This window comes from Flavobacterium sp., assembly GCF_031423415.1.
GTDB lineage: Bacteria > Bacteroidota > Bacteroidia > Flavobacteriales > Flavobacteriaceae > Flavobacterium.
Genome location: NZ_JANPFL010000090.1, coordinates 1 through 25,323 on the forward strand (window position 1 = coordinate 1; position 25,323 = coordinate 25,323).

General features: G+C 32.3%; 20 protein-coding genes and 1 pseudogene. 16 read left to right on the top strand and 5 right to left on the bottom strand.

Annotation, left to right across the window (positions count from 1 at the left end):
* Positions 1-223: 223 nt before the first annotated feature.
* Genes RMO83_RS08090 through RMO83_RS08110 form a run of 5 tightly spaced genes read right to left on the bottom strand, consistent with a single transcriptional unit; the run spans position 224 to position 2,349 of the window.
* Entirely contained in the window at positions 224-400 is a 177-nt protein-coding gene (locus RMO83_RS08090) for a hypothetical protein (protein WP_310559172.1), read from the bottom strand.
* Entirely contained in the window at positions 387-632 is a 246-nt protein-coding gene (locus RMO83_RS08095) for a hypothetical protein (protein ID WP_310559173.1), read from the bottom strand. The genes RMO83_RS08090 and RMO83_RS08095 overlap by 14 nt, the downstream gene beginning before the upstream one ends.
* Positions 633-642: 10 nt before the next feature.
* Positions 643-1,185, bottom strand: coding sequence for a hypothetical protein (locus tag RMO83_RS08100; RefSeq protein WP_310559174.1), 543 nt, complete (start codon positions 1,183-1,185; stop codon positions 643-645).
* A gap of 11 nt (positions 1,186-1,196) precedes the next feature.
* Positions 1,197-1,592, bottom strand: a complete 396-nt coding sequence (locus RMO83_RS08105) for a DUF5675 family protein (RefSeq protein ID WP_310559175.1) — start codon at positions 1,590-1,592, stop codon at positions 1,197-1,199.
* Position 1,593: 1 nt separating this feature from the next.
* Positions 1,594-2,349, bottom strand: coding sequence for a hypothetical protein (locus tag RMO83_RS08110; protein WP_310559176.1), 756 nt, complete (start codon positions 2,347-2,349; stop codon positions 1,594-1,596).
* 1,009 nt (positions 2,350-3,358) lie between these two features.
* Between RMO83_RS08110 and RMO83_RS08115 the strand changes: the two genes are divergently transcribed.
* The 16 genes and pseudogenes from RMO83_RS08115 to RMO83_RS08190 all read left to right on the top strand — a co-directional run.
* Positions 3,359-4,606, top strand: coding sequence for a site-specific integrase (locus tag RMO83_RS08115; RefSeq protein ID WP_310559177.1), 1,248 nt, complete (start codon positions 3,359-3,361; stop codon positions 4,604-4,606).
* Positions 4,607-4,714: 108 nt separating this feature from the next.
* A complete protein-coding gene (locus tag RMO83_RS08120) occupies positions 4,715-5,548 on the top strand; it encodes an RteC domain-containing protein (protein ID WP_310559178.1) in 834 nt (277 codons plus the stop codon).
* A 123-nt stretch (positions 5,549-5,671) separates the two neighbouring features.
* Positions 5,672-5,974, top strand: a complete 303-nt coding sequence (locus RMO83_RS08125) for a helix-turn-helix domain-containing protein (protein WP_310559179.1) — start codon at positions 5,672-5,674, stop codon at positions 5,972-5,974.
* Between the two features lie 97 nt (positions 5,975-6,071).
* On the top strand, positions 6,072-6,869 hold the full coding sequence (locus RMO83_RS08130; protein ID WP_310559180.1) for a transcriptional regulator: 798 nt from the start codon (positions 6,072-6,074) through the stop codon (positions 6,867-6,869).
* Positions 6,853-7,512, top strand: a complete 660-nt coding sequence (locus RMO83_RS08135; RefSeq protein WP_310559181.1) for an ATPase — start codon at positions 6,853-6,855, stop codon at positions 7,510-7,512. The genes RMO83_RS08130 and RMO83_RS08135 overlap by 17 nt, the downstream gene beginning before the upstream one ends.
* 160 nt (positions 7,513-7,672) lie before the next feature.
* Positions 7,673-8,644 carry a WYL domain-containing protein gene (locus tag RMO83_RS08140; RefSeq protein ID WP_310559182.1) on the top strand — a complete coding sequence of 324 codons (972 nt, stop codon included), beginning with the start codon at positions 7,673-7,675 and terminating at the stop codon, positions 8,642-8,644.
* A gap of 68 nt (positions 8,645-8,712) precedes the next feature.
* Complete coding sequence (locus RMO83_RS08145; protein WP_310559183.1) at positions 8,713-11,241, top strand: N-6 DNA methylase; 2,529 nt, start codon at positions 8,713-8,715, stop codon at positions 11,239-11,241.
* Between the two features lie 2 nt (positions 11,242-11,243).
* A complete protein-coding gene (locus tag RMO83_RS08150; RefSeq protein WP_310559184.1) occupies positions 11,244-12,425 on the top strand; it encodes a hypothetical protein in 1,182 nt (393 codons plus the stop codon).
* Between the two features lie 17 nt (positions 12,426-12,442).
* Positions 12,443-14,077, top strand: a complete 1,635-nt coding sequence (locus tag RMO83_RS08155) for a class I SAM-dependent DNA methyltransferase (RefSeq protein ID WP_310559185.1) — start codon at positions 12,443-12,445, stop codon at positions 14,075-14,077.
* Positions 14,077-15,204, top strand: coding sequence for a restriction endonuclease subunit S (locus RMO83_RS08160; RefSeq protein ID WP_310559186.1), 1,128 nt, complete (start codon positions 14,077-14,079; stop codon positions 15,202-15,204). The genes RMO83_RS08155 and RMO83_RS08160 overlap by 1 nt, the downstream gene beginning before the upstream one ends.
* A gap of 18 nt (positions 15,205-15,222) precedes the next feature.
* Positions 15,223-17,265: a DUF262 domain-containing protein gene (locus RMO83_RS08165; RefSeq protein WP_310559187.1), complete on the top strand. Its 2,043-nt coding sequence runs from the start codon at positions 15,223-15,225 to the stop codon at positions 17,263-17,265.
* Entirely contained in the window at positions 17,259-17,798 is a 540-nt protein-coding gene (locus tag RMO83_RS08170) for a hypothetical protein (protein WP_310559188.1), read from the top strand. Before RMO83_RS08165 ends, RMO83_RS08170 begins: the two co-directional genes overlap by 7 nt.
* Positions 17,799-17,810: 12 nt before the next feature.
* The gene (locus RMO83_RS08175; protein WP_310559189.1) at positions 17,811-21,299 is read left to right on the top strand and encodes a DEAD/DEAH box helicase family protein; all 3,489 of its coding nucleotides are present in this window, start codon (positions 17,811-17,813) and stop codon (positions 21,297-21,299) included.
* A 112-nt stretch (positions 21,300-21,411) separates the two neighbouring features.
* Positions 21,412-22,566 (top strand): SAVED domain-containing protein, encoded by a 1,155-nt coding sequence (locus tag RMO83_RS08180; RefSeq protein ID WP_310559190.1) that lies wholly within the window; start codon positions 21,412-21,414, stop codon positions 22,564-22,566.
* Between the two features lie 2 nt (positions 22,567-22,568).
* Complete coding sequence (locus RMO83_RS08185; RefSeq protein ID WP_310559191.1) at positions 22,569-24,131, top strand: nucleotidyltransferase; 1,563 nt, start codon at positions 22,569-22,571, stop codon at positions 24,129-24,131.
* Between the two features lie 253 nt (positions 24,132-24,384).
* Positions 24,385-25,323, top strand: a pseudogene (locus tag RMO83_RS08190) (cell filamentation protein Fic); the annotation flags it as partial.

Sequence of the window (25,323 nt, forward strand, 5' to 3'; positions counted from 1 at the left end):
CTGGAAAAGCAATGCATCTCGTGTTTTTTTCGGAGTATTCGACAGCAGAATTAAAGCAATAGACTGCGCAAAATACCACGGTCTATATTCCAATGCTACTGAAGTAGTAATTGAAGAAGTTACACTAAATTTATGCGAAGAATGTCAATAAAAAAAGCCAAGTCTACTTTTAGACTTGGCTTTCATTTTGTTTAACCCAAAGGTCACCACAACTATGGTTAAACTATTTTTTGTGCTTCTTAATAATACTTTTAAGTACTAAGGATATAGTAAAACTTACAATGGCTCCAACACCAGCTAATACAACGGTTTTAAAAATATCCGCCGATTGAATATTTGGAATGATACTCAAAAATGTACCACCGACAGTACCCATTAGTGTATGACTATTTGTTGTCATTGTCATTCTGAGTTTTGCGAAGATTCTCATCCTCTTTAACTGTTAATTGACTAACAGCTGATGCAACACCACCGGCTACAACTAAATATCCGCCAACTGACGTTAAAACAACTGGTAAAGCAATTGGTGCTGCCAATATAGTTCCGCCAATAGCTGCTAATACCAAACCAACATTTCGAAGCACTTTAAAAAATTTCGGAGTGGGAGCTTGCGCTCTTTTTACAAGTTTCATGATCGAGTTCTTATTCAGGAATATAAATAGTGCAGACAGTACTAAAAATACCTCCTCCACCAAGTTCATTCCCTCTTCCACCTGTATCAAAAAAAGTAAATTCACCTGTTGAGTTTGTACTTCTTCCTCCTGTATCGCAAATAGTGAACTCCCCAGTAGTGCTTTTTCCGCCATTTCCGCCGCCAGTATCAGATTGTTCCATACCACCACTGGAGTTTTTTCCTCCCGTTTCACTAACGGAACTTCTCACACAAATAGCTGCATAGTCACCAGTGTTGGTATTTGTACCTTTACTACCGCCAGTTTCTGCATCGACCAAATCATTTGGAGAAAATACTTGTCCAGTATCGGAACTCGTACCTTTTCCACCAGTTTCGGCAATATAAAATAACTGAGTTGGTTCATTCTCAGTTACCTCAGCCATGTAGCATATTCCTGGTAACGAGTTAATTTTTAGCTTTTGTGTTGGCTGTGCATAGCTAACAAATGTTCCTAGAACGGCTAATAAAAGAAACAATCCTTGTCTCAGTTTATTTAAAAAAAATGTTTTCATAATATTAAAATTTAAGATTTGATAATGATTAAAACTCTTTGCTTTTCATCCAACGCTTTATAAACAATTGTTTTAAGCTTAGTGAAAGCTTTTCGGGATTGTAAACCTAAACCGGCTCCCGAAATTTTTGTAACCGGCGCGATACAACCGTTTAGTTCTTTCAAAGCATTATTGGCAGGATGTAATAGAATGAAACTTCTGTTTTTTACATCAATCACTTCCAAATGCCATTGAAATTTGCGACTGTATCGCTTTTTAATAAAATACTTCCCATCAGGAATGCAGGAAACCTTCGTTTCGTTATTCTTCCAAGGCAATTCAATAGTGTAACAAATCAATTTGCCCTCACATTCGAGTTTGCCATTTGTTCCATCTGGGAAATAAGTTCTCGATAGTACTAAAACCATCTTACAAGCCGCTTACCTGTACTAATGCTAATGGATTAAAAGCACCATTTTTAAGTGAATACATTTGTCCATTTACTTGTTGGTAAAACTCAATACCCAATGCTAAGAAAAGTGGTTTTGTACTCGCTGGAGTAACTGAATTAACATGAGCGATAGCAGCCGTAGCCACTGCATCCCATGGTAAAATTGCAGTTTCCGAACCAGCAACTACAAATGTTTCAGCTTCAAAATCTATCTCAGCACCAGCCGAAATAATTTTGTAATGAGTAGTTCCACTCGGTGCAGCAATCATATTGCTTGGAATAAACGAAGCCAAATCCACAGTAATTTCTCCAGTAACTCTATCTATTGTACCCACAAAAGGAGCAAACAAACTAGTTCCCAGTTTACCGCGAATGTTGAATTCAAACCCAGCCAATAATTCCGCTTCACCATCAATCACATTTCGCAAACCTCTTTCGTTAATCAAATCCGCTTGAATAACTTTTACCATTTGCTGCGTTAAACGGCTTACCAATCTCCCATCAGCTGAGTTCAAAAGCTGCGCTCTCAATGCTGTTCTCAAAACCTTACCTGCCTTTCCGGCACGACCAAATTCAGAACCATTCTCACGCGTTCTTTGAAACGCTGGATCACTTGCAATTCTATTAGCGTCAATACCGCCTTTTTCTCTTGCCAAATGACCGTCTTGGGTTTTGTAAAAAGTAATATCCCCGATAGTACCTTTCAATTTAATTATGCCTTTCTGTCTAGCCATAACTTCTAAAATTTAGTTTATAAATCAGTGAACAATTCCCTCAATCATCATTCTTGTTGCAACATATTTCGATTGATTTGAGAACAAATTTTAGCCAATAAAACAGATAAAAAAAGAGTGAGCAGTTCCACATGTCGCAAAGCGACACAAATGGCTTAAATCGACATAAATGCACATCAGAAAGCATCCTAAACCGACGTAAATTGCAGGAGAAATTTATATTTCAAAAAATATTACTTTTGTATAATCTTAAACTTTACTAATCACTAGGTTTAAGCTATTCAAAGCCTAGTCAAAGGCATAGATAATGTATGAAATTTGAAAAACAGAGGGTGTGCATCTATCCGAAAGACATACAGCGCATAACAGGAAAGAGTTATCGTCAAAGTACCAGATTAATGCAAAAAGTGAAAACTGACCTCAACAAGCTCGAAAATGAGTTTCTAACTGTCGAAGAGTTTTGTTTGTATGCAGGATTAAAATATGAACAAGTAGCTCACTTGATTTTTGGTTAAAATGAGGATAAAATCCCAACTCCATTTTAAACCATTTCGGGTAAATTTGTTATTAAATAACTAGTTCATTTTTTAGTCTTGATGCTTTAGTATTCAGAATATTATGCTTATATTTGAATACTTTGAATTTAAGATAATTGTAATCCTAATAAAGAGGTGTCAGTCGAGGTGTCACTTAAATAAAATACTTTGCGAAGTATTGTTTTTATTGGTGGCTTTTACAGCAGACAAATCCCTCTTTCTCCGCTGGTTATTTCAAAAAACCTACCAAAACCCTTTAAATCGTATGATTTAGAGGGTTTTTTAATTTACGCCCTATCCAAATTATTCATAGTTTCTCATTCTAAAGGGGTACAATTCGGGGCACTTTAATATTTCAAAATCATTGTGCCCCTACCTTTGTAAACACTTTAAAATAAGAGGTTCATTCAGTGAACATCTTGTTTTGAGTTGATAGTTTTTCTAAATTTCTATTAACTTAAAGGTTACCAATTATGAACAATCCAATTTCAATTCTTTTTTATTTGAAAAGAGTCAAAGTCAATGCTCAAGGTTTGGCTCCGATTTTTCAACGAATTACCATCAATGGTAGACGATTAGACAACAGCACTGGGAAGTTTGTTGACCCCGACAAATGGCATTCCGAAATGTCTATAATGAGAGGAACTTCTGAAGAAGCTCGTTCAATCAATAGACATCTTGACAATTTAAAATCAAAGATATTAAATGTCGAGAAAAATTTAATTATAAAAGACATCCCAGTAAACTTTGAATCCTTTAAAAATGAGTTATCTGGTAAGAAAGAACGTGAACGAATGTTAGTTCCTATCTTCGAAGAACACAACCGCAAAATCAAAGAATTGCTCGGTCAAGAATACGCTCCAGGAACACTAGAACGATATCAAACCTCACTCAAGCACACCAAAGATTTCCTATTCTGGAAATATAACCTCACCGATATCAATATCGAAAAGATTGATCATGCGTTTATAATGGAATATGAATTCTATTTGCGCAGCGTTAGAAAGTGCGCCAACAATACTGCTGTGAAATACATCAAAAACTTCCACAAGATAATCAACCTATGTTTGGCCAACAGTTGGCTCAACAAAGACCCATTTATAAACTACAAATCCAAAATTAAAGAAGTCGTTCGCGGATTTCTAACGGAAAAAGAAATCGAGGATATCATCAACAAAGAATTCATGTCCGAACGTTTGGAACTCGTTCGCGATATATTCATTTTCAGCTGTTTTACTGGATTGGCTTATATCGATGTTCAACAGTTGAAAACCGACAACGTTGCGTTGGGGATTGATGGCGATAAGTGGATTTTCAAAAATCGTCAGAAAACAGACACTCCTTCCAAAATTCCATTACTACCAATAGCACAAGCAATCATTAACAAGTATGAGAACAATCCCATTTGCAAAAATGAAAACCGACTACTTCCAATTTTAAGCAACCAGAAAATGAATGCCTATCTCAAGGAAATAGCCGACGTTTGTAAAATTAATAAAGAACTGACCTTCCACATTGCCCGACATACTTTTGCAACCACTGTAACACTCTCCAATGGCGTTCCAATCGAAACCGTAAGCAAAATGTTAGGACACACAAACCTAAAGACAACACAACATTATGCAAAAGTATTGGATAGAAAGGTGAGTGATGACATGATGATATTAAAAAATAAGTTCTCTATAAAACAAGAACAAACTCAAAGTTCAAAACAACAGTAGTAAGTCAAAAAAAAAATATAGGTTCAGTGAAAATTTAAGATAATTTTTGCAAATAATTTAATACAAAATGGTTTATTTTGGTATCATTATAAACCATTTTTAAATTATATGCGCCAAACCCACTTAAAACTATTGTATGAAATTGAAACCGAATTGCATACTATCAACCAACAATCCAACCCCCCAATTCACAAATTTACAACCGCTAAAAACTATCTCGAGCAAAAAGCAACAGAAGTAAACTCATGGCTCCGGAATCATCAGTTTGAATGCGAAAAAGAAGAAATTCATTTTTTCAAAAACATCAAATCGCAGCTGTTATCCAAAATTATGGTATCTAAATTTCAATTGGATATTGCTTTGAAATTGCCTCATTCCAAAAAAGCTATTCCGGACTATTACCAGAAGTTAATTCTAAAACATTCCCAAATTCCTAAAAGCCACAATTACTTTTACAAGTATTTTAGAAGCGAATCCACACACCGGGACCAGGAATATTTTTTAAGGAAAAACAACATCACTAACATTCATGATCAATACCAGTTTTTATTTTGTGATGAACGGATTACCACAAAAATGGAGTTTTCGCTTGCGGAACTCTTAGCCAAAGAACAAATAATAGAATACTTAGAATCCGAACTTGATAAAATTGAAAACCCACCCAAAGAAAATAACAATATCAGTACCTCTGATCTCCAATGGACAGGAACTAAATTTGAATTAATAGAACTTATTTATGCCTTACACCATCAAAAAGTAATCAACCACGGAAGAGTGGATTTAAAAGAAGTGGCAAAGCAGTTTTACAAAACGTTAAATATCGATTATGAAGAGAATATATACCGATACTATTCCGACATCAAGCTGCGAAAAACCAATAAAACTCGATTCATGCAATCCTTATCGGATAACCTCAACCAAAAATTATCACAAGAAGAATAGCCACCAAAACCAAGTCTTTGACTTGGTTTTTTTATAAAATCGTACACAACCTAAACACAACTTGTGAATAAAACTGAATCAAATCCTATTGTTTTGCGGTAATTAATCCTAAAACAATACAAAATGAACTTACATCCAAAAGAACTATTCCCAGAAGTAGAAAACTTAGAACTACTTAAACACCAAACCGTAACCAAAAGAGACCTCCTCAATTTTGGAAACATTCTTCTACATGAATTCAGAAGTTTACCAACCGCACAAGAGCAACCCGCTCAATGGTTGAAATCGGCTGAAGTTCGCCAATTATTAAAAATCTCACCAGGAACACTCCAAAACCTACGAGTAAAAGGCATCCTAAATTATAAGCGTGTCGGCGGCACGTTATACTACAAATATGATGATATCAAAAAAATGCTTGAGAAATAAAATGGAAACTACCATTAACACCTGCAACGGCACCTGTGAAGTCTGCGACTGCCCTCTAAAACTCATAATTCATAATTCATAACTCATAACTCCTACCATGAACTACATAAAACACCTTACCGGTTTCTTCGAAAAAGTAACCTACGATTTCGATTTCAATCCAACACACATAAGTCTATACATAGCTATGTTCCAAGCATGGAACCTAAACCGATTTATAAATCCCATCAGCATAACCCGTGACGAATTAATGAGAATCAGCAAGATCAGTTCCAAGGCAACCTACCACAAATGCATAAAGGAGCTAACCGAAAAAGGATATATCATTTATAAGCCATCATTCAATCCCTACAAGGGAAGTACCGCAGAAATAATTAACCTCGATTATTACACCAAACCCATGACGAAGAAATTGGCAAATAAATTAAAAAATGAACAGCTTGTCGAACAAGAAGTGAACAAGCAATGTACTAGTACTGAACAGGTATATATAGATACAAACAATGCAAACATTTCAAACAGTATAAACGATATAAACAATCAATCCCAACAAATTGAAAAATTAAATTTTCAACCAGACTTTACTAGCGAACATCAATCAAAAAAAAAGTTGCGCGAAAAAAAAAGGTACAATCCCGATGACATTCCTCCAATCTTTGAAGAGGTCCAAAAGTACTTCATCGAAAAAAACGGCACCATTCAGGAAGCAGAGAAGTTTTTTAATTATTACACAAGCAAAGGTTGGCTTGTTGGTGGCAATTCCAAAATGAAAGATTGGAAAGCATCTGCCAGAAACTGGATACTCAATACAGAAAAGTTCAAACCAAAAAACACTCAACCACAAGCCAACCATCTACATACTTCAAATCATAAAAACTATGGCGAACCTTTGTAAAACGATCACAGAAACATACAGTATCGAAGACGATATCAAAGTCTATGATTTCAACAAATGCCTAGACTTTATAGAATTCCAAGGCAAAACATTATACGGACAATCATTTAAAATCAACCCAATTGACATCCCAACCATCTACAAACTAATAATCTACATGATTAAAGACCATGAAGCGGCGCTAAAGCAAGAAATTAATCTCACTAAAGGTATTTTGTTGTCGGGACCAATTGGATGTGGGAAAACATCAATTATGCACCTCATCAGACAATTTTCAAACTATAAATCAGACTATAAAATAAAAACCTGCAGAGAGATATCATTCGAGTTTGCCAAACACGGTTACGAAGCACTTAACCCTTACACCCACAAAATAAACAATCAAATGCGACTGACCGGTTATTGTTTTGATGATCTTGGTGCCGAGCAACAAATCAAACACTTTGGCAATGATTGCAACGTTATGGCTGAGGTGCTCATAAGTCGTTACGAACATTTTGTAGAAAACAATTCAATGACCCACGTGACTACCAACTTATCAGCGACTGAAATTGAAAATCATTATGGGAATCGTCTGCGTTCTAGAATGAGAAATATGTTTAACGTGATAAGTTTTGATTCTAATTCAATGGATAAGCGATAAGTTTCATTTTAAAAACAAAACCTGTTCATAAAATGAATAGGTTATTTTAGTTAAAATATATAGTTTTACAAGTTGATGGATATTGCTAAATAAATGCAAATCATAGAACGAGTAATAAAGTATGTTTACAACCAAACATCAGATAGTAAGGTACAACAAATTGGACAGATGCTTTCAGAATTTTGGAAGAGAATATAACATTGATGATCTGTTGGAAGCCGTAAATGAAGCTATAATGGATTTTGATTCAAAAAGTTCAGGTGTTCAAATGAGAACATTAAGAAAAGACATAGCATTTATGCGTTCAGAAGCTGGACATAATGCTCCTATTGAAACTTTTAAAGGATCAAGTGGAACAATTTATTACCGATATCTTGATAAAAACTTTTCCATTAATAAAAGTCCACTAAATGATACCGAAGCACAACAACTAAAAAAAGCAATATCAATACTACAAAGATTTGAAGGCAGTCCAGAATTCGAATGGGTTAATGAATTAGGACCATTATTAAATGATAAATTCGGACTCAAAAATAATGATCAAAAAGTTATGTCCTTAGAAACTAATATTGATTATAAAGGATATGAATACATCACACCTATATTTAACGCTATAATTAATAAATCAGTTGTAACAATTAATTATGAACCATTCAATAAACCGGAATATCAAATAACCTTTCATCCTTATCATTTGAAACAATTCAATAATAGATGGTTCGTCTTTGGATATAATGAATTTAATAAAATGCCTCAATGGAATTTAGCTTTAGATAGAATAAATGGTGAAATTATTAAAGTGAAATCCAAATATATAGCGGACACTACTGACTGGACAGATTTCTTTGATGACATTATAGGGGTTTCCAAGGATCCTAATAATAAAGTAGAAGAAGTCAAATTAATTTTTGCTAAAGAGCAAGCGCCATATATTGAAACAAAGCCATTGCACTGGTCTCAAAAAACAACATATCTCGAAGATGGTTCATTAGAAATCAGAATAAAAGTGATGCTAAATTATGAACTTGAAATGCGAATACTTTCCTTTGGTGAAAAGGTGAAAGTAATAGAGCCAGCAATATTAGTAACTACCATTTTAAATAGAATAAAAAAGCAATTTGAAAATTATTAACAAACTGTGCACTTATACTGCACAAATAGTTAAGACCTTTGAACTGTAATTAAAAAACAATTGATTTTATGGCGAAAGTAGTATACTCAAACCCAGTGGAAGTGATCTCATTCAAAATTTTTGGTGTTTTCGATGCTTTTAGAACTAATCCTAAATTAAATCATTTAGAGGATTCTGTACAAATTGTTCTTCTGCTTGTATCATTATATAAAGATGGTGTAATTTGTGAAAAAACGTTCACTAATAATTTTAGTCTTTCAGAACTTAAAAAACTCATTTTTGAGTCAGATCTAAATACAGAGACTAAGGATACTTATTTAATGATTTTTGATGTACTTAGTGATTCTTTGTCAAAAGTATTTAGTCAACCACTTAGTTATCTAAACTTTCATCTTTTTCAAATCGAGAAAGAATTACTTTCAGAAAATTTTTCTAGTGTAATTGACGACATTATTTATAAGATTTCTAAATCCCAAGGGCGTTATGCGGGCGAATTTATTCAACCATTAGAATTGTCTCGATTAATGTGCGGCTTAGCTAACTTAAGGATAAATTCAAAAGTATTCAATCCTTTTGCAGGTTTGGCTTCGTTCGATGTTTATCTTAATAAAAGTCAAAATTTCTATGGACAAGAGATAAATAAAAAGACCTGGGCAATGGGCGCTTTAAGACTTATGGCTTTCGGTAAACAAGTAAGTTCCGAGTATATATGTGAGGATTCTATTTTAAATTGGCCTAAAAACGAAAATAAGTTTGATTTGATTATTTCCAATCCTCCATATGGTGTGCGATTTGGTAATCAATATAAGGATGTTGAGCACGAATTTAGAACTATCGAACATTTTTTGATCAAAAAAGGAGTACATTCTTTAACTGAAAAAGGTAAATTAATTGCCCTTTTACCTCAAGGTTTCTTATTTAGAGGAATGCAGGAAGAGAAGTTGAGAATGTTTCTTATTGAGGAAGATTTAATTGATACTATTATATCATTACCAGGAGGTCTGTTGTTAAATACAGGTATTCCACTAACAATTTTGGTTATTAACAATTCGAAAGACTTAAAGGGTAAAGTTAAGTTTGTCGATGCATCAAATTTTGTAACGAATGTTGATTCTAGACTAAAAGTTTTGGATGATAACAAGTTAATAGACTTTATTCACAGTGAGGTATTAGATAATAGTGTCATACGAATTGTTGACAAAGAACAAATTCGTAATAACGATTATAATTTGAGTGTTGCACGTTATTTTCAAGAACATATTGAAGGTGTAAAACTTGGTGAAATTATTGAACCTTTTAAAGGACGTAGAGGAAATCTTCCTGTAACAGGAAAGTTACTCCGTATTCGAGATTTAAAAGATGATAATGTAGACTTTTTATTGGATGATAAAGCCGTTGAAGAAACTGAGCTGAACAGACATATCATCCAACAAATAGATGAATCTTGTCTTTTATTGGCAATACGTTGGAAAACTTTAAAGCCTACATTTTTTGAGTTTAAGGGTAATCCAATTTTCAAGAGTCAAGATATTTTTTCTGCTAAAATAAAAGGAGCAAAAATTGATGAGGTTAACATAGCTTATTTAATAAATGAACTCAAGTCAGAATATGTTAAGAAGCAATTGGATTCTTATCGTTTAGGTGCTACTATTCCATTTATTCGTCAGGATGATTTACTCGATGTTGTAATTAAATTGCCTTCCTTAGAGGAGCAACGTGCAAAAGTTAGTGGAATTATTGAACTTTCTTCTAAACTTAAGGTACTTGAGGCAGATAAAGAAAATTTATTGAAAGGTATTAAGAAAGAAGAAACTGAAAGTTCAACTTCTTTAAGTCATATTTTAGGAAAACCTTTATTAAGTATAGGTTCTTCTCTTGAGATAATTCAAAATACTTTATCTAAGGTATACCCTGAATGGAAAGAAATATTAATCAGTGAAACGAAACAATTTCATATGATTGATGCATTTGAATCTATTTCTAAAAATGTTAAATATATTCAAGAACTAACAGATGAAAACACAGCGTTAGTAAATGTATCTTCGTTCAATTTAACAGAAATTAATTTTCTGAAATTTCTATCTGAATTCGTAAAAAATGAAAAGAAAAGTTTAAAAAACAATATTGAACTTAAACTTGATATCCATGAAGATATAAAAGAACAAATGAACAGTAAAATTTTCATTTTGGGTAATGAACAAAAACTAAAAATTGTTTTGATAAACCTTATCGACAATGCAAAAAATCATGCTTTTATAGATCCAGATATGGAAAATAAAATAAATATTGAAATACTTCCTTTTACCAGAAATGAAAGAGAAGCCTCTTTGTTAAATTATGATATTAATGGACGAAAATCATATATAGAGTTAAAAGTTTCAAATACAGGTAAACCATTTCCTAAAGATTTTACATTAGAAGACTACACTAGAAAAAACTTTGCTGTTGGAAAAACTCGTAATAGAGGTTTGGGTGGTTATGAAGTTAATGAGATAATAAAAGCCCACAATGAAGGAAAAAAAGCTCTCAATATATCTTCGTCAGAAGAAGATAAAAAATATAGTTCAACTGTTTCATTTTTAATACCAATAATTTAATTATGAGTAATATATACAATATTCTTTGGGTCGATGATGAGCATAATGATGAAGCTTTATTGCCTTTTATAGTTCAAGCTGAGTCACAAGGTATAATAATAGATGGATACAAATCCTTTAAAGAAGGTTTTACCGTTTTAGAATCAAATTTGAATAAGTATGATGTTATTCTTCTAGATGCTTTATTTTATGAAGATGAAACATCAGAAACTCCAAATCCCGCTGGTTTAGGCTCTGCAATTCAGAAAATAAATGAATTAAGAAGCAGAAAGTCGTTTCCATTTTTTGTATTATCCGGTCAAACTCATTTTACTGATGTTACTAATCCAATACTTGAAGCTTTCAAGATTAGATGTTACAACAAAAAGAATCCAGATGATGTAAAAGAGTTATTACTCAATATAAAGATTGAAGCGGATAATCAAATAGTAACTCAAATTAGGCATGAAAATCAATTACTTTTTAATGTTTTAAAAGAATATCCCGACGAAGTTAGAGATACATTTATTACTATTTTAAGAAACCAAAAAGAAGGGAATAATCAGTTCGATGATCAATTATACTTTACACAATTAAGAATTATTTTGGAGCACTTATTTAGAAAAGCAAATAGTATAGGACTGCTTCACGATGCATGTGTTCAACAAGGGAATAATCAGGTTAACTTAACTGAATCGAGTCTATTCTTATCTGGTTTTGATACAAAACATTTTAATGTTAACTGTACGATGACCCATTTCCCAAAGTTAATAGCTGAAAATGTAAAAAACATAATTCATACCACTGGTGCTGCATCTCACACCTCTAATGTAGATGTAACTCAAAATATCGATATACAAGCATATAGAACAGAAATAACATCTCCATATCTATTATATTCGTTAGCTTTTCAGTTAATGGATGTTTTAATATGGTTTGATGGCTATAGCAAAACAAATAGCGACATAGCAACCAATCGATCCTATTGGAAAAACTTCAATAAAGATCAATATGGTAACAAAATTGAAGTAGAAACAATAATTAATATTGCAGGTAATGGTTGGGGAACAGTTGCAATTAATAAAGGAACTAAAAATATTAGTATACACAAAGATGCTATTACTCAAAATAATCTTGGTATTGGAGATCAAATTGAGTTCGTTGTAAAAGACAACTCTACTGCACAAAACATAACAAAAATTTAAAACACATACTTTAATCCATGATAACAGGCGACCTAAAATCAAAAATTGACGCAATTTGGAGCACTTTCTGGACAGGAGGTGTTACCAATACCATAACAATCGTAGAACAACTAACCTACCTCATCTTTATAAAAGACTTGGATGAAACAGAAGTGCGCAACGAATTAAAAGCACGTCACGGATTCAAATACACACCTATTTTTAGCCCAGAGCAACAAAACTACCGTTGGAAAAATTTAAAAGAAATAGATGTTACCGCGCGTCATGATATTTTTACAAATACGGTCGATGGTATCTTTCCATTCATTCGTTCATTAGGAAAAGACACGAGCTTGTTTAGTACGTATATGAAAGGAGCAGCTTTTGGAATTTCTAAAGCTTCAGTATTGGACCAAGTAATGGAGAAATTAGAAAATATCGATATGTCCAATCAAGACACCAAAGGAGATATATACGAATACCTATTATCCAAATTAGAAGGTGGTGGAACAGCCGGTCAATTCCGTACTCCAAGACATATCATTAAATTGATGGTCGAATTAATGCAACCAACTTTGGAAGATACAGTTTGCGACCCATCAGTAGGAACAGCAGGATTTTTAGTAGCTGCTAAAGAGTACATCGATAAACACAATGATGTTACCAAACTAGACAAATTCGCAGAACACATCAATAAAAAGATGTTCAACGGTACTGAGTTTGATGCAACCATGTTGCGTATTGCCTCTATGAACTTATACTTGCATGGTGTAGAAGAACCAAACATTATTGATGTCGATGCCGTTTCTAAAGACAATACAGTAGCAAACGAATACACGTTAGTATTAGCCAATCCACCTTTCAAAGGAACGATTGACAAAGAAAGTATTGCACCAGGATTAAAAAACGTAACCGATACCACAAAAACCGAATTACTATTCTTAGCGCTTATGCTACGCCAATTAAAAACAGGTGGACGTGCCGCGGTTATTGTGCCTGATGGTGTTTTATTTGGTAGCGGAAAAGCATACAAAAGCATCCGTGAAGAAATTATTGCGAAAAACAAACTAGAAGCCGTAATCTCAATGCCTAGTGGTGTTTTTAAACCGTATGCCGGAGTTAGCACAGCCATAATTATTTTCACAAAAACAGGCACTGGTGGAACCGATAATGTTTGGTTTTACGATATGCTAGCTGATGGTAAATCTTTAGACGACAAAAGAAACCTTTTAGTTGACGAAGAATTGTTTATGGACTTCGCTTTTGGTAACGCTTTAGAAAATGCCGATGAAAAGCTAAAGCGAAGCGTACACGACAAATTCAATTTACCGCAAATTCTAGATCATTACCGCTATTACAAAAGTGATTATTTCAAAAAAATGCACGGTAAAAAGGGTGAAGTGTTGCACGTTAAAGACGTGCCAGAGAATTTAGGCTTCAACCATTTTATGGTTGAAACACTAACCCATGATTATAGCGACAGAACCTCTCAAAGTTTTTTAGTGCCTTTCAAGGAAATCAAAGAGAACGGATGGGATTTAGCAATAAACTCATATAAAGAGATTGTATACGAAGAAGTAAAGTATGATGAACCAATAGTAATTTTAAATCGCATTGATGATTTAAGTATAACAAGAGAAAAATTAGCGAATCAATTAAAAAATATTTTATAATGTTGAAAAAGCATTTTTCTGAATTATTTGATTTTCAAAAGAAGTCAAAAATAAAAGCTGGTGATGGACTAAAATTAGAGGTTGGTAAATATCCATTCTACACTTCAAGTAATGTATTAACAAAATCAATAGACAAATATTTATTTGACAAACCAAGTTTAATATTTGGAACTGGTGGTTTAGCAAGTGTTCATTTTAGTTCAAATAAATTTGCTGTATCTACAGATTGTTTAGTTGCACAACCAAAAGATGACAAAATCATTTTTTCAAAGTATGTTTATCATTACTTGTCTGGTAACATTCATATTTTAGAGGAGGGCTTTAAAGGTGCGGGATTGAAACATATATCAAAAGGTTATATTTCAAATATTTCTATCCCTCTACCATCATTAGAAACCCAAAAAAAAATAGTTCAAATTCTTGACGATGCAGCTGCTTTACGAAACAAAACAGAGCAATTGATAAAAGAATACGATGCTTTGGGGCAATCTATTTTCTTTGATATGTTTGGAGATCCAGTAAAAAACTCAAAAGGTTGGAAATCAAAAAAGTTAGGAGACATTTGTGATATAGGTTCCAGTAGACGAGTTTTTGTTGATGAACTTGTTGAAGAAGGTATTCCCTTTTATCGAGGCAAAGAAATTGGTGAATTAAGTACTAACAAATCCATTAAATCCGAGTTGTTTATTTTGAAAGAACATTATGAAAATTTAAAAAAAGAAACAGGTGTTCCTAAAATTGGTGATTTATTAATGCCCTCAATTTGTCCTGATGGAAGAATTTTAAGAGTAAACAATAATGACCCATTCTATTTTAAAGATGGACGAGTATTATGGATAAAAATAGACCATTTGAAAATCAATAGTTTCTATTTAAAAACATTTTTAAAGGAGTTATTTTATAAAAACTATAGTAAAATTGCGTCAGGAACAACTTTTGCAGAATTAAAAATAGTAGCATTGAAGAAAATTAAGTTTCTTGAGCCACCTCTTAGTTTACAAAATGAGTATGCTGAAAAAATTACTTTAATCGAAAAACAAAAAGAGTTAGCAAAACAAGAACTCAAAGAAAGTGAAGATTTGTTCAATTGCTTATTGCAAAAAGCGTTTAAAGGTGAATTAGTGTAAATAATTAAATACTAAGAATTGAAAGAAACTTTTTTACTTCAAGAAATAGCCAATTGGCAATTAGAGGCGAAAACATCAGTAGTAGAATTGCCTTCTATTCAAAGAGGCTTTGTTTGGAAACCAAAACAAATAGAAGATTTATGGGATTCTATTTTGAGAGGTTATCCTATCGGTTCTTTTTTGTTTTCAAAAACCAGTAACAAATTGCACTTAATGGATGGCCAACAAAGAGCTACTTCCATATTCTTAGGGCATTTCAATCCTTATCATGCAAATAATGCTACCACAGCTTGGTCTATAAAAGGAGAATTACCTATGGTTTGGTTGGATATTAAACCAGAAAACAAACCAGACAATAGTAAATTTCTAGTGCGTCTTACAACTCGTTCACATCCTTGGGGCTATCAACATCGAGAAAACAATAAAGCCTTAAGCGTTTCCGATAGACTTAAGGCACTTGAAGTATTTCAAAAACACAAAGATAATAGTGGCGGTTACACTACTTTTAAAAACACCACAACTTTTCCTTTTGATGCTTGGTTTCCATTACCATTAGCTTTTTTTATAGAATCGAATTCTACGGATGAGGTAATTGCAAAAGCACAGCAACATTTACCCGATTATTTTAAAACCCTAAGAGGTAGTTTTGAAGATAAAGAAGCATTCATAAGGTTATTAAATACAGAATTAAAACAAGACCTCGAAAGTATTTGGAACACGGTACAAAAATCAAAATCAATTAATATTAAATCAAATATAATTGAACATGAAGTTTTAAATGAGGAAAACGAATCCGAAAATCCTACACTGTTTGTAAGGATAAACTCGTCAGGTACAACGTTAACAGGTGATGATTTAATTTATTCCATTTACAAAGCCATATTTCCAGACATTAAAGACTTAATGGAAAATATGAATTTAGAATTTATTGCTCCTACGCAAGTACTTTCTTTAGCTTCTAGAATAGTAGCATCTGATTTGGATGAGAATCATTTTATAAAGAAAATTAATGTTAGAGATTTTCAACGAAGAATAAAAAATGAAGATTTCAAAGAGGGTTTAAAAAATCTCTTTCAATCCGAACAATTAAAAAAGTTATTCCAACAAGCCATAGAAATTTTATCTTGCAAAGACAACGATTTGTTTGAGGGTGAAGTTCCTCCAGTCATTATCAAACAGTTTATAAAAAGTAATCAAGATTTGTTCTTGTTTTTTGTATATTGGTTGCATAGCCACAAAGTGGAATTAAACAATCAAGTTAAATTGAAAATGGTTGGTAAACTAATGACATTTGCTTGGTTTGGTTTTGACAATCTTCCTAAATTATGGAATGAAAAAATAACAAATTCAAACTTTTGGGATGAACCACTTAATGAATTATTATGGTGGAACGATATCGACGGAATTCACTTTTTGATTAAGCCAGAATTGTTGAGAGAATATTATCTACAATCGGAAGTAGAAAACAGGTTTATAAAAGAAGATGAAGATAGATGGGGACTTTTAGAAAGTGGCGTTGGTGAAAGAATCATACAATATTACAATGATGTCAAATCACAAGAATATGATTTTCCTAAAGCAAATGAATATTTCTGGAATTTTATAGGTAAAATTCAATACAATAGACAACTAATTTTATTAGCACAAAGAGAATATATAAACACCTCCTTTGGTAATTACAACCAAATGGATGATTTAGAGGATACAAATGTTCCTTGGGATTGGGATCACATCTATCCAAGTGAATGGGTTTATCGAATGGTATGTTGTAATCGAAGTATTCGCGACTGGAATAATTCAAACGGAAATTTTCGCGCTTTATCCCTGGAGCAAAACAGAAGTGAAAGTCATTCACATTCCCCAAAAGTTAGACTTACAGAAGAAGAAAAAAGAAAAATATCTTTTGTAAATGGCGATTGGGAATATTGGCAAAATATTGATGACCGAATTAAGGATGACAAAGTAGAAAATCATTTTAGAGCAATAACTTCACGAATGATAACTATTTACGAAGTATTTTGGAACGATTTTAAAATAGATGAGTTAATAAGACTATGGTAAATTATAAAGAAGAATTGTATCCAAAGAATTTAAATGTTTTATTAAGTTACGCTGATGAAATAGCAGAAAAAATTATAGTAAACCTGAATAGCAAAAACGCTAAAAGAGTTGTTGAATTATATTCAGAAATCAACGGAAAAATAATCCGAAACAAAAAGCAATTTGAAGAATTAGGGTATACTCCAAATGAGTCAAATGAATTCAAGGGTTTATATATTTTTGGAGAAGAACAAAGCGGTAAAGTAATTCCAGTGTATGTTGGAATTAGCAGAACTGTATTTCGACGATTAAGACAACATACTTTTGGAAAAAACCATAACCAATGCAGTCTTGCTTATTTAAAAACAAAGCAAAAGAAGATAGAAATTACTAGAAAAACAGTTACAAGTGAAGACATGCTGCCGGCAAAAACAATCATTCAAAATTATAAAGTAGTTTTAGTTCCAGTTACTAATGATTATGATTTATACTTCTTAGAAGTTGTTTTGGCAGGAAAATTCAAGACAAAATGGAATAGTTTCAAAACACATTAGTATCTTAGTCTAATGAAAACAAATTTTCAATTTTTAGCAGAAGAATGGGCTGACTTTCACCAAAGAAGTGTAAAAGCAGAACAATTTGTGGTTACAGATCCTCGTACTTCATTGACCTATGCTCGTATGGCATTAGAGCTGGCTATAAATTGGATGTTTGCAAATGACGAAGAGTTAACTTTGCCTTATGACACTTCTTTAAACTCTTTAATGAAACAAAGAGAGTTTCAAGAACAATTTCCGCATAAATTATACAGTGAAATCGATTTAATTCGAAAAGCGGGTAATTTAGCAATCCACAACAAACCAGTCACCAAAACAGATGCTGAAAAAATAATAGAAAACCTTTTCTATTTCTCAAGATGGTTTGCACAATCGTATGCAAAGAATACTTTAGGCACGATTCCAATGTTCAATTGGGAATGCATTCCAACTGAGGGACAAGAAGCGCTTTCCAAAAAAGACTATAAAAAAGTACAAGATAAATTTGAAACGGATTTAGGCAAGTTCAAATCAAAACTGGAGCAAGAAGCTGAAAAAAACGCAGCTTTAGCAATACAAAATGAACTGTTTAAAAAACAAATAGAAGCTTTACAAGCACAAATTGAGGTTAACAAAAAAGAAGCAAATACAGCCGATTCAACAAATCATCCACGTAATGAATACGAAACACGTAAATATTTTATTGATGTTACGCTTCGTGAAGCAGGCTGGGATTTATCAGGAAGTAAAGACAAAGAATTCAAAGTACAATTCATGCCTAGTTCAACAAACACCTCTGAAACAGGTTATGTTGATTATGTGCTTTGGGATGATGATGGTTTACCGTTAGCAGTAGTCGAAGCAAAAAAGACAATGGAAAATGCAAGCAAAGGTGAAAATCAAGCTCAATTGTATGCAGATTGCTTAGAAAAAATGTACGGTCGTCGTCCGGTAATGTATTATTCAAACGGATTTGAAACCTATTTATGGGACGATCAATTCTATAAAAAATCAAGAATAGTTCATGGTTTTTACACCAAAAAGGAACTACAAACACTAATGTTCCGAAGAGAAAATCGAGAAGACATTAGAGAAAGACCAATAGATACTACAATAACCGATAGAGGATATCAATTCAGAGCCATCAGGTCAGTAGCCGAACATTTTGCAGGTAACGATAAGTCAACCGACAAATTAATTGGAACACATAGAGCTGCTTTATTAGTTTTAGCTACAGGAACAGGAAAAACACGTATTAGTATAGCATTATCAAAGTTATTATTAGAAGCCAATTGGGCAAAAAGGATTTTGTTTTTAGCCGACAGAAAAAGTTTAGTAAGTCAGGCTAAAAATAACTTTGTAAAATTAATGCCCGAACATTCTTGTGTGAATTTATTAAAAGAAAAAGACAATATTGAAGCTCGTATTGCTTTTTCAACTTACCCTACCATGATGGGATTAATAGATGGCTCCAAAGAAAAAGACAAACGTTTTTATGGTGTAGGTCATTTTGATTTAATCATTATAGATGAAGCACACCGTTCCATTTATAAAAAATACCAAGCGATATTTGATTATTTTGATGCACTATTTTTAGGATTAACAGCAACACCTAAAAACAGTATTGACAAAAACACGTATTCTATCTTTGGCTTAGCAGATAAAACACCTACTGACGCTTATACTTTTGAGGAAGCAGTCGCAAAAAAACATTTAGTTCCTTATAATACAATTGAACTACCTACTAAATTCTTAAGAAGTGGCATTCATTACGATGAACTGTCAGAGGAAGAAAAAGAGGAATTTGAAGACGAGATTTTAGATGGTGAAAAGGCAACAGGTCAAGAAGTCATTCCGTCAAGCGAATTAAACGATTGGCTATTCAATAAAGATACCGCACTGAAAACACTTAAATTTTTAGTTGATAATGGAATTAAAAAAAGAGGTGGCGATGAAATAGGAAAAACGATAATTTTTGCCCGAAATAAAAAACATGCACAATTTTTAAAAGATATGTTTCTGGAATTAGATCCAGAACGTTATGGAAATGATTATGTAAAAGTAATAACCCACGGAGAACCAAAAGCAGAAGAATTTATTCAACGTTTTTGCGACGAAGAAAAAGAAAGATTACCACAAATAGCAATTTCAGTAGATATGATGGACACTGGAATAGATGCACCAAGTTGTGTGAATTTAATGTTTTACAAACCTGTCAAGTCCTATGCTAAATTTTGGCAAATGATTGGTAGAGGTTCTCGTTTACGTCCAAACTTATTCGGGGAAGGTCAAGACAAAGAAAACTTTCTGATATTTGATTTGTATGGTAATTTCGAATTCTTCAGAGAAAACCCAAATGGTATTGAAACAGAATCTCAAAAAAGTTTAACGGAAATTGTTTTTGGTTTAAAATTACAATTGGCTTTATACTTAAAAGAAGATAATTTTAAAAACGATAGTGAACTACAAGAATACAGTGAACGATTATTGAATGAACTTCACAATTCCATTATTGAATTAAACAAAGAACGTTTCGATGTTAGGATGAAAATCGAAAAAGTAATGGATTTTTCTAATAGAGAAGTCTGGAACCATTTAGATAAAAAAGACTGTAAAACCATTTTAGATATTTTGGCTCCATTAGTAAGACCAACTAAAGATGATTCTGATTTGGCTCGTTTTTACGACAAAATAATGTACACGTTAATGCTAAAAAGAATTGAGACACCCAATACAGAAGAGTTTTTAGCAACATTAAATGTACCAATAACAAAAGTAGCCATAATCTCAAAGAAACTACTGAAGAAAACCACTATACCAGAAATCAAACACAAAGAAGAGTTAGTAAAGCTGCCATTAAATGAAGATTTTTGGAAAAAGAATGGATTAAATCATTTAGAAAAAATCCGTGCTGGCATTCGTGAACTGGTAAAATATATTGACCCTGTAGATCAAAAATATGTGACAACAAATTTTGAAGATGCAATTCTCGAAGAGCAAATTGTAACTACAATTTTCGGAGAAGGAGACCGTGAGCCATTTGGTAATCCTTTTGCTAACAACAAACATCGTTTAGAAGAGATTATAAGAGAAAACAAAAACAACATTACTATTAGTAGAATACAAAATGGAGAGACAATTACAGAAGAAGAATTAAAATCTTTAGAAGCAATACTTTTTTCAAATAAAATCCAAAAAGAACAAGTTGAAAAAGAAATTGGACATCGTCTAGATTTAGTAGATTTTATAGTGGGTTTAATTGGTTTGTCTTCAGAAAAAGTTAATGCAGCTTTTGCAGACTTCATTAACAAATACCAATTAACAGCAGTTCAAATTCAATTTCTAGATACCATTAAATTGTTCCTTACAAATAATGGTAAAATTGATCCGGCAAAATTATACGATTCTCCTTTTAAAAACTACCACAGTCTAGGAATTGATGGTGTTTTTAATGAAGAACAATCTACTAATATATTTAATATCATAGAAAATTTCAATAAACAAACTTCAGGAAATTAATTTTCTATATAATAACATATAAACATAACTCTATATATTTTTAAACACTGTGCACACATAATGCACAGTTACTCTATAACTTTGCAGTAATAAATTAATAAATGTTATTGAAATGAATAAAAAACTAGTTGTAAGAGCAAGAAAAGCAATACCTCAAGGTGTTGCTAGAAAACTTTGGGTAAAATCTGGAGGAAGATGTCAATACGATGGCTGCAATATACCTCTCTGGAAAGATAGTTTAATGCAAAAAGATTTAAATAAATCATATATATCACACATTGTAGCAGCAAGTGAAGATGGACCTCGTGGTGATGTTATTTTGTCACAACAACTTGAAACTAACTTTGATAATTTATTACTCCTTTGCGACGAATGCCACCGTAGAATTGATAAACGTGAAGTAGAGAGTCATACAAGAAAGTCATTGACTGAAATGAAAATAAAGCAGGAAAGAAATATAGAACTCTTAACTAGTTTAACGCCAGATAAAAAGAGCCAAATCGTTTCTTTTACATCAAAGATTGGATCATTCGAACCTATTGTTAAATTTGAAGATTGCATACATGCAATTCTTCCAGATTATTATCCAGTTAGTGATAATATTATTCAACTTGGAACTTCAAATTTGGCAATAAAGGACAATAAAGCAGGTTATTGGGAAATACATTCTAATCAGCTAGAGGAAATGGTAAAACAACATATTAAACCATTAATAAATCAAGAGAAAAAACCTCATTTTTCAGTTTTTGCTCTAGCACCTCAACCATTGCTGATTAAATTGGGGACATTAATCCCTGAATTATCAATTAGCGAAATATACCAGTTTCATAGAGAACCTAAACAATCTTGGAAATGGAGCAATGAAGAGGATTCAATAGAAGTAAATTTAATAGAACCTACTGAAATTCTTTCAAATGCGGTATTAGTAATTAGCTTAAGTGATAATGTAACTGACGATAGAATATTCAATACTTTAGGTAATGATGTTTCAATTTGGAAAATTACTGTTGCTAGTCCAAATCGGAATGTTTTAAAAAACAGACAAACACTTATTAATTTTAAAAATCAAGTAAGAAACGCATATAGTAAAATTAAACTTCAATATTCAATGAATAATTCAATTCATGTTTTTCCAGTTATGCCAAATTCGTGTGCTATCGAAACAGGAAGAGTTTGGATGGAAAAAGCAGACTTATCTTTAATCATATATGACCAAAACTCAACTAATAATGGATTCAGTAAAACTATAGAAATTAAAAACCAATAACTATGTTTGAATTAACTAACAAACCAAACAAATTAAACGACTTACTAGAAAATATTGCGCAAGTTTTGGATATTACACAAGCACAGCATGAATTAGTAGTACAAAAATATACAGCTGTTGCCAATCAACTTTCTAAGGATGGTTCAAAATTAAGTGTTTATAAACCCGAAATTTTACCACAAGGTTCATTCTTATTAGACACAATGATTAGACCAATAATGGAAGATGATGAACTTGATGTGGATTTAGTATGTCGTCTAACAGGGAAAATTAATAATTGGGCTCAAATTCATTTAAAGCATGCTGTAAAAAATCAACTCATTGACAACAATGATAATTATAAAAGAATGCTTGATGAAGAAGGTAATCGTTGCTGGACACTAATCTACGCAGGTGACAAATTCCACTTGGATATACTTCCGGCTTTAGTAGGTAATAACAATCATGTAAATTTAAGTGAAAGATCATATAATAAATTAGATAAAACTGATTTAGAAAATATTTCTGTTCGTATAACAGACAGAAGAGAAGAAAACTATCATTCGGAAATAGACCCTAATTATTGGTTAAAAAGTAATCCTTTTGGTTATGCGGCTTGGTTTAAAGAAAGAAGTAATATAAACACTCTTAAATCAGTTTTATTAAGAGAGAGTGTTACTCCTTTACCAGAATATAAAAAAGAAAAAGCACCTTTAATTAGAGTAGTTCAAATACTAAAAAGGCATAGAGACATTATGTTTGGTGGCGATGATGACAAACCTATTTCTATCATTCTGACAACATTGGCAGCCAAGGCATATCAAAAAGAAACTAATGTCATTAATGCTTTAAATAATATTCTAAACACAATGCACTTACACATGAAAGAAGTATATAGTGCAAAACATGGGAGAGATATTTGGTGGATTGGTAATCCAGTAAATGAGGATGACGAAAATTTTGCGGATAAATGGCCAAATGAAAAACAAAAACAAGATAATTTCTTTTCATGGTTAGAAAAGGCAAAATCTGATTTTGGGGCATTACAAAATATGGATCCTTCAAATGCTTACAGAGTATTAAAAAATATAATAGGCACTAGGACTGTAAACGAAGCAGTAAGAAACTTAGGATATGATGAATTGATCACTGAAAATTTTAAACCAGTAAATTATTCTGCTCAAATGCTTTCGGTCTCTCATAGACAAAAACCTATTTGGAATTTAAACTTAGGTTATTATTGCAATATTTCTGGTGTTTACACAGATGTAACAGATGGTAATAAAAGAAAAAACCTAACAACTTCTTCAGTATTACCGAAACGATGCTTTGTCACTTTCAATGCAATGGATACAAATGTTCCTAAACCTTACGATGTCTATTGGCAAGTTGTTAATAATGGCGAAGAAGCTGCAACTGGAAATTGTTTGAGAGGTGGCATTTTTAAAGCTAAAACTGCTGGAAAAGGTGGTTTAATTTATAGGGATGCGACAGCTTTTTCTGGATTACATTGGGTAGAATGTTTTATTATTAAAAACGGAGTTTGTGTAGCTAGAAGCTCTGAATTTTTTGTAAACATTAGATAAATAAAATAAAGAACTAATGTTGCATATACTTTAAATTTTGTTTCTATATTTTAAATTACATAACATAATGTATACTGGAAAATAATTACCAAAAACTGTTTTTTAATGGAAAATAGAACTCTTTTTAATGGTGATAAATGCTTTTAGTGGAAAATAAATGAAATAAAAATTGCGTTTATAATGGAAAATTTTTGATTAAAATAAGCTTTTAATGGAAAAATAGGGGTACTTTTGAGAAGTAAAAGCTTTTATAATGGAAAATATCATCCCAATACACCTTCAGGAAATCATTTTTGCAACAAGTGATAGTGCTTTAAACCGTCAGTTAAGTAAGCTTGAAAAGGAAGATAAAATAAGAAAAATTGCACCTCGAATTTATACATCCAATTTTAATGAAGCTGATGAAGTAATCATTAGAAGAAACATCTTTACCATTTTAGGGAAACTATATCCAGGATCAGTATTAAGTCATCGTTCTGCTTTAGAATTCAAACCTACATCGGCAAATCAAATATTTGTTACCTACACCTATACCAAAAAAATTGAACTTCCTGGAATAACAATCCGTTTCATGGAAGGAATGCCTGCAATCGAAGGAGATAACCCATTTTCTGGAGAATTATTTGTATCACAACAAGAAAGAGCTTTATTAGAGAATTTGCAATCTTCACGCCAAATAGGGCCAACTTCTAAAACACTTACGTTACCAGAAATTGAAAGTAAACTAGAACAAATAGTACAAGTAAAAGGAGAAGCGGGACTAAATCAATTCAGAGACAAGGCAAGAGAAATAGCAGAAAAATTAGGAATGCAATCGGAGTTTGAAAAACTAAACAAACTAATCAGTGCTTTGCTAACAACTAAACCTTCTAAAATACTTACTTCACCAACGGCGGTAGCAAGAGCTTTAGGAAATCCCTATGATAAACATCGTTTAGAATTATTTGAAAAACTGTTTGTAGAATTGCAACAACAGCCCTACAAAGACCGCCAAGATGTAAATACAGAAAACAATGCATTTAGAAATTTTGCTTTCTTCGAAGCTTATTTTTCAAATTATATTGAAGGAACTATATTTGAAATAGAAGAAGCCAAAAGTATCATTCAAACCGAAACACCAATTCCAAATCGTGATGAAGATTCACACGACATTTTAGGAACATACAAATTAGTAAGCAATCTCAAGGAAATG

What these genes read in the sequence shown, in the direction of transcription:
- RMO83_RS08090 (WP_310559172.1), bottom strand. Translation starts at nt 400, where the DNA reads ATGACAACAAATAGTCATACACTAATGGGTACTGTCGGTGGTACATTT.
- RMO83_RS08095 (WP_310559173.1), bottom strand. Translation starts at nt 632, where the DNA reads ATGAAACTTGTAAAAAGAGCGCAAGCTCCCACTCCGAAATTTTTTAAA.
- RMO83_RS08100 (WP_310559174.1), bottom strand. Translation starts at nt 1,185, where the DNA reads ATGAAAACATTTTTTTTAAATAAACTGAGACAAGGATTGTTTCTTTTA.
- RMO83_RS08105 (WP_310559175.1), bottom strand. Translation starts at nt 1,592, where the DNA reads ATGGTTTTAGTACTATCGAGAACTTATTTCCCAGATGGAACAAATGGC.
- RMO83_RS08110 (WP_310559176.1), bottom strand. Translation starts at nt 2,349, where the DNA reads ATGGCTAGACAGAAAGGCATAATTAAATTGAAAGGTACTATCGGGGAT.
- RMO83_RS08115 (WP_310559177.1), top strand. Translation starts at nt 3,359, where the DNA reads ATGAACAATCCAATTTCAATTCTTTTTTATTTGAAAAGAGTCAAAGTC.
- RMO83_RS08120 (WP_310559178.1), top strand. Translation starts at nt 4,715, where the DNA reads ATGCGCCAAACCCACTTAAAACTATTGTATGAAATTGAAACCGAATTG.
- RMO83_RS08125 (WP_310559179.1), top strand. Translation starts at nt 5,672, where the DNA reads ATGAACTTACATCCAAAAGAACTATTCCCAGAAGTAGAAAACTTAGAA.
- RMO83_RS08130 (WP_310559180.1), top strand. Translation starts at nt 6,072, where the DNA reads ATGAACTACATAAAACACCTTACCGGTTTCTTCGAAAAAGTAACCTAC.
- RMO83_RS08135 (WP_310559181.1), top strand. Translation starts at nt 6,853, where the DNA reads ATGGCGAACCTTTGTAAAACGATCACAGAAACATACAGTATCGAAGAC.
- RMO83_RS08145 (WP_310559183.1), top strand. Translation starts at nt 8,713, where the DNA reads ATGGCGAAAGTAGTATACTCAAACCCAGTGGAAGTGATCTCATTCAAA.
- RMO83_RS08150 (WP_310559184.1), top strand. Translation starts at nt 11,244, where the DNA reads ATGAGTAATATATACAATATTCTTTGGGTCGATGATGAGCATAATGAT.
- RMO83_RS08155 (WP_310559185.1), top strand. Translation starts at nt 12,443, where the DNA reads ATGATAACAGGCGACCTAAAATCAAAAATTGACGCAATTTGGAGCACT.
- RMO83_RS08160 (WP_310559186.1), top strand. Translation starts at nt 14,077, where the DNA reads ATGTTGAAAAAGCATTTTTCTGAATTATTTGATTTTCAAAAGAAGTCA.
- RMO83_RS08170 (WP_310559188.1), top strand. Translation starts at nt 17,259, where the DNA reads ATGGTAAATTATAAAGAAGAATTGTATCCAAAGAATTTAAATGTTTTA.
- RMO83_RS08175 (WP_310559189.1), top strand. Translation starts at nt 17,811, where the DNA reads ATGAAAACAAATTTTCAATTTTTAGCAGAAGAATGGGCTGACTTTCAC.
- RMO83_RS08180 (WP_310559190.1), top strand. Translation starts at nt 21,412, where the DNA reads ATGAATAAAAAACTAGTTGTAAGAGCAAGAAAAGCAATACCTCAAGGT.
- RMO83_RS08185 (WP_310559191.1), top strand. Translation starts at nt 22,569, where the DNA reads ATGTTTGAATTAACTAACAAACCAAACAAATTAAACGACTTACTAGAA.